Source organism: Prevotella sp. 885 (assembly GCF_002265625.1).
In the GTDB taxonomy this organism is placed as follows: domain Bacteria; phylum Bacteroidota; class Bacteroidia; order Bacteroidales; family Bacteroidaceae; genus Prevotella.
Genome location: NZ_NOVE01000092.1, coordinates 1 through 4823, shown reverse-complemented (window position 1 = coordinate 4823; position 4823 = coordinate 1). Strand labels below are relative to the sequence as shown.

Annotated in this window: 6 protein-coding genes; all 6 read right to left on the bottom strand. The window is 46.3% G+C overall.

The window, feature by feature from the left end; all coding sequences use genetic code 11:
- Nucleotides 1–514 precede the first annotated feature (514 nt).
- The 6 genes from CHL74_RS14820 to CHL74_RS14795 all read right to left on the bottom strand — a co-directional run bounded on the left by CHL74_RS14820 (nucleotide 515) and on the right by CHL74_RS14795 (nucleotide 4791).
- Nucleotides 515–817: a hypothetical protein gene (locus CHL74_RS14820; protein ID WP_094881952.1), complete on the bottom strand. Its 303-nt coding sequence runs from the start codon at nucleotides 815–817 to the stop codon at nucleotides 515–517.
- 29 nt (nucleotides 818–846) lie between these two features.
- Entirely contained in the window at nucleotides 847–1527 is a 681-nt protein-coding gene (locus tag CHL74_RS14815; RefSeq protein ID WP_141241357.1) for a hypothetical protein, read from the bottom strand.
- Between the two features lie 39 nt (nucleotides 1528–1566).
- Nucleotides 1567–3297 carry a hypothetical protein gene (locus tag CHL74_RS14810; RefSeq protein ID WP_094881950.1) on the bottom strand — a complete coding sequence of 577 codons (1731 nt, stop codon included), beginning with the start codon at nucleotides 3295–3297 and terminating at the stop codon, nucleotides 1567–1569.
- A complete protein-coding gene (locus CHL74_RS14805) occupies nucleotides 3281–3787 on the bottom strand; it encodes a hypothetical protein (RefSeq protein ID WP_254923344.1) in 507 nt (168 codons plus the stop codon). Before CHL74_RS14805 ends, CHL74_RS14810 begins: the two co-directional genes overlap by 17 nt.
- A 188-nt stretch (nucleotides 3788–3975) precedes the next feature.
- Nucleotides 3976–4251 carry a hypothetical protein gene (locus tag CHL74_RS14800; protein ID WP_094881948.1) on the bottom strand — a complete coding sequence of 92 codons (276 nt, stop codon included), beginning with the start codon at nucleotides 4249–4251 and terminating at the stop codon, nucleotides 3976–3978.
- Between the two features lie 6 nt (nucleotides 4252–4257).
- Nucleotides 4258–4791, bottom strand: coding sequence for a hypothetical protein (locus tag CHL74_RS14795; protein WP_094881947.1), 534 nt, complete (start codon nucleotides 4789–4791; stop codon nucleotides 4258–4260).
- Nucleotides 4792–4823 lie beyond the last annotated feature (32 nt).

The window sequence follows — 4823 nt, the reverse complement described above, 5'->3', positions numbered from 1 at the left end:
ATGGGATGGCTACCTCTTTCATGATGAAATCGTGGCAGACAGATACCTATCTTTAAGGCAAGCAGAAAGGTGGATGTGCTTGTGGCTACAAAAATGAACATCAGCAGTATCGGAGTTCATTCACTAATGAGAGTGTGGAACGGATGAGAAAAGGCTAATATGAATACTTGTCATTTTGGTGGCGAAATAAAAGCCAATTCGTCCACAGACAATGGCAGGGACGGAGGAACAAGCTACCAAGATAACAGCATAGAAAAGATGCACAAAGTGCAGGAAAGGCGGTGCGCCACGCCTTACTCCTTTGAAAATCGGGATTGACTACCTTATGTTATAGACTCTCACGCCTGAGAGATTGCAAATGCTAAAGGTGCGAAGAGCGAAGCGAAGGAGGTGCTGAAGGCGGAGCCTACCGCTGAAAACAGAAAAGCCTTCATCCTGCGTTGGGCGCAAGACAAAGGCGTATAGGAAAGGGTGATTAGGGGATACTTATTTTTACTATTTCCATCACCTATAATCAAAGAATTCTAATATTTGAAACATTTTCTAATGTTACAATGTATAAATATATTTTTTTTGCTTGTGGAGAAGTGAACATTTCTCCAGCATAAGGAAATTGTCTACACGCTTCTTTCACAAGATCTTCAATCGTTTTATTTCCTATTTGATGATTTTTAATAGGGTTGAGATTGTAAGTTTCTATATCACGAAATTCGTATTCAGGATAAATTGCTCCAGAGTCTTCTCCTCTATAATGTCCTATTGTATATGATTCAACAACATGAAGATAGTTGTCTTTAGAAACTTGATAAGCAGGCATATGCTCTATATTTATAGAATTCTTATTTATTATTTAATTTCAACTATAATAGGTACATGGTCGCTCATGCGGTTGGTTTCATCCCATGTGAATAGTTCGTAATCTACTATTTCAGCATTTGTGAAAGCATAGTCGATAAAGAACTTAGATTCTTCCTTGAATTGGTGGTGATATGACGGAAGCGACTCGTTGCCATAAGTCTCATTGAGGAACGAATGATGCACCGATTTCAATCCATGTTCTTGCATCCAGTCAAAAATTGGATATGGATTTTTTTTTCCTGCTCGTTTGTTAGAAGAAATGACATTATAGTCGCCAATAATAACTGTCTTGTATTTGGCGATGTATTCTTTATAACACTCCAATATTTCTAAAAGGATGTCGACATAAGAATCACTTGTGATGCCCTTCAATATAGTTGGCCAAACAGCGAGCAATAAATATTCATCATCAATTATTATAGGAATGGCGTAGCTGAGTTTAGGGTTTGCCCAATCTGGTATTATTTGTTTATGCTCCTTTGAAACGAAAACTCCAAGACCCTTAGTAGCATAGTTGCCCACCCAATAGAATTGGAAGTTATCAGGCACTACGATATTGTCATTGTTTGCACATTCTGGAACTACAAAAGCATCAATACCCTTGTTGGTAAATAGCCAGTCAATTTTGAATTGCTTTGACCATGATATATTGTAAGAAAGAATTTTCATATCAGCATTTTTAAGATTGATGCCACAAAGATATAACAATTATCGCACACCACCAATCGCAATTGGATATAAATCGTGCTGTGGGAACTTCTCGCAGCCGATATAGAGGGTGTCGAAGGCATCGGTGCCGTCGGTACGGTGTTCGAGAAGGTCTTCTTCGGACTCCGGCTGCTTCTCCATAGACTTGTTCTTGCGGAAGCCGTTGCGCCCTCGCTCCACTCCTGCGGACTGGATAGCGAGGATCAGGTCATCGTTGTTTTGGCGGTTGAAGTACGGCATGAGGCGTTGCTTTCCGGCAAAACCCTGATTGATGAGAAGGTATTTCTCATCGTGGCGCATCGGGTTGCCGAGGTACACGTCAATGACCTGCCATCCGTGGCGCTCGAACTCATGGACAACCACCCAGTGGAAGTCCTGGTCGTTCACGGCATAGTTAGAGCCGAGGGCGGTGGCATCATAGTAGTAGATGACCGTCTTGTTTGGGTGTGGTGCGTAATAGGTGCAGAAATCGGCGACGAGCGCAGGGATTTTGCGCTCGAATTTGACGTAGAAGGATTTGAGGATGTTTAATCTATTGTTGCGTGGCTGACCGCACACAATCCAGTTGATATTGGCGTTGTAGTCCATACCAATGCAAAGAGGCTGCATAGGTTCGATGTCCGAGTCCGTGCGACAGTCGAGCGAGCTGTTAAGCGTAGAGAACTGGTTGTTGGCGTGGATGGTGTAAAGATCCTGCTGCGCCTCCTTGATGATGCGCTCGTAGCCGAGCGAGTCGAGGTAGCCGAAATCCGAAGCATCATATTTGTGGTACTCCTGCATTGACGAGTAGAAGCCATCGTGCGAGATGCCGATCTTCTGACAGAGGATAGAAGTCTGGAATGTCTTCGGCGTGAGGTCGCGCTTCATCTGCCGGATATACTCTTCACCGAGAAGCTGTAAGTTTTCGAGTGTAGAGTATTCCTTGTAATAGACAGCCACCGAGCGCATTCTGTTAAGTGACTGGTCAAGCCATTTGAGGTAATTAGGCAGATAAGAAGGAATAGGCTTGCGCTGCTCTTTGAGCTGTGCAATGCGCTCCTTCGTCTGCCAAATCTTGTAGATTGTGCCCTTGATGGTGTCAATCAGTTCCGTGTCCATCTTATCCTCGTAGTGCAGGAACCAAGAGCCTTTGGTGGTCTGAGGCATATCCGAAAGCACCATCATGGAATGGTTAAAACTGTGGTGCCCGAAGTACGAGCGTATGCCACCATTGGCAGGCAGAGTCTCGTCCTTCAGCTTGTTGTAATCAATGAACTTCGCCTCGTCGATGAGCAGCCATGAGAGCGTGAGCGAGTTGGAGGAGCCCGGGCGGTCCTGACTGATGATGATAGCCACCGAGCCATTATAGAACGTGATTACATGCTCATAGTCAGCCGGTTCGGTGATTGGCTTAGAAAACGACTTCAGCGGTTTTCTGCCTACCACATAATGCACGCCATTGATATATCCCCACCGCTTCCATGCTGCAAGCAGACCAGGGAGCGTGTTGGTAAGTCCGTGCTTGAACGTCGGCACCACGATGCCTCCAGTAGATCCAGGCATACGCTGCATGTTACGCAGCACGAAAGGCGAGGCGATGGAGTCCGTCTTGCCCGTGCGTCGTCCAGCCACGATGACCGTAGTCTTCGCGCCGATGTATTGCGTAAGAAGCTGAGGTTTGTTGAAGTACACACGCTTAGAGTGTTGCTTCGCCTCAATATCCCAAAGGGAAGTGTCAACTTTGTTCGTCATTGTCTTCAGGCTTAAAGATGTCATCAAGCACAAGGTCTGCTTGTTCGTACTCAATATTCTCGGTGTCGGGGTGCGATGTGGTAAGCTCCTGCGTGAGCTTTCGGATGCGGTCGTCGATGTTCGGAACTGGCGTGATACCCACAACACGCGGGTCCGTAGTCGGGAAGAACGGTTGGACGACAATCATGTGATACGGCACAGATTGCTCGTCCTCGATGTCGATACGGTTGAACTTCGCATAAGAAGTGGCCGCTTTCTCCATCGTCTTCGTGTCCTTGCGCTTCTTCGCCATCTGGTACGTCTCCATGATCATCTCGTTATACCGCCAGCGGTGGAAGTCGCGCGTACACTCTGAGAGATTAGGTAGTAGCGCCTTGACGATTTTCAAGTCCGCATACGCCGTGACTTGCGACAGTCCGTAACGGCTTCGCAACTCGTCGACAAACTGACGATCCTTCATGTCAGGGTTGGCGATAGACCATGTGACCATGTCCCTTAATCGAAGTAGATGTTCGATTTGGGGAACAGGATATTTACCTTCCAATTCCGATTGGGAGGTGTAAAGGTCCTGTTTTGCGATGTCGATGATGCTTAATTGTGACATTAAAGGAATTTTGAATTTTGAGTTTTGAATTTTGAGTTGTCGGCTTTGCCGATGATGAATTGTTCATTTGGGAATTACTCGTCATCCTCCATATCGAGGAGGTTGTTACGGGTGTTTTCAAGAGCGAGAGGAGAGCCGACGTAGGCGAGCTGCATCTCCTGATGCAACAGCTTGACACGAGAAGCAGCCTTGCCACGGTGGTAACGCTGCGAAACTGGCGTGCTTCGGTCTGCAATGTCACGGCGTAGTGTCTCAGGCGGTACGCCAAGAATGACTGCCATATCGCTTATTTTGAGGTAGATTGAAGCATATTGTTCAATCTGCGTGAGAGTTTCTTCTGAATATACCATATTATTTTAATTGTTAGCACCGGCAGCGTTGATGCGCTGTTGGAAAAGGTCGGTTAGCGGAACGGAATGGTTCTTTATAAGATCCATGACGGACGCATGAAGAGTGTTGAAGATGTCGGGCGAGGTGGAGATGAAGGTGGACTCATGGCGGTTGCCTCGCGTGAGATTCTGCGAGGTGACAACACTAATCTGTTCACCAGATTCCGCTTGCACGAGAAGGATTTTGGAATGGTTGTCGGCAAGATAGGTACGCTTCATCGTCTGTGTGATGAACGCCCAAAGTTTTAGCGTTTTGTTCGTAGCCTTATGGTCGAGAACAAGATTAAAGGCAGAAATGTTGCCGGACTTCTCGATGAAGAAGAGCCTACGCAGGAACTCCTCGGAGATTGAGAACGAAGTCTGCCAAATCTCCGCTTTGCCGACCTGTCCCAAAATCCACTCTAAGACGTCCGCCACCTGAAGAGCATTGGAGAGATACGCCTGGTGTGGACATTCAGAGAGTGGCTTTAGGATGTCATCTATGTTGATGTTGCGCTTCACTACTTCTTGGATTTAGACTTGGACTTCGGCTT

Excerpts from the sequence above, each read along its gene's own strand:
- CHL74_RS14820 (WP_094881952.1), bottom strand. The coding sequence starts at position 817 with ATGCCTGCTTATCAAGTTTCTAAAGACAACTATCTTCATGTTGTTGAA.
- CHL74_RS14815 (WP_141241357.1), bottom strand. The coding sequence starts at position 1,527 with ATGAAAATTCTTTCTTACAATATATCATGGTCAAAGCAATTCAAAATT.
- CHL74_RS14810 (WP_094881950.1), bottom strand. The coding sequence starts at position 3,297 with ATGACGAACAAAGTTGACACTTCCCTTTGGGATATTGAGGCGAAGCAA.
- CHL74_RS14805 (WP_254923344.1), bottom strand. The coding sequence starts at position 3,787 with ATGGTCACATGGTCTATCGCCAACCCTGACATGAAGGATCGTCAGTTT.
- CHL74_RS14800 (WP_094881948.1), bottom strand. The coding sequence starts at position 4,251 with ATGGTATATTCAGAAGAAACTCTCACGCAGATTGAACAATATGCTTCA.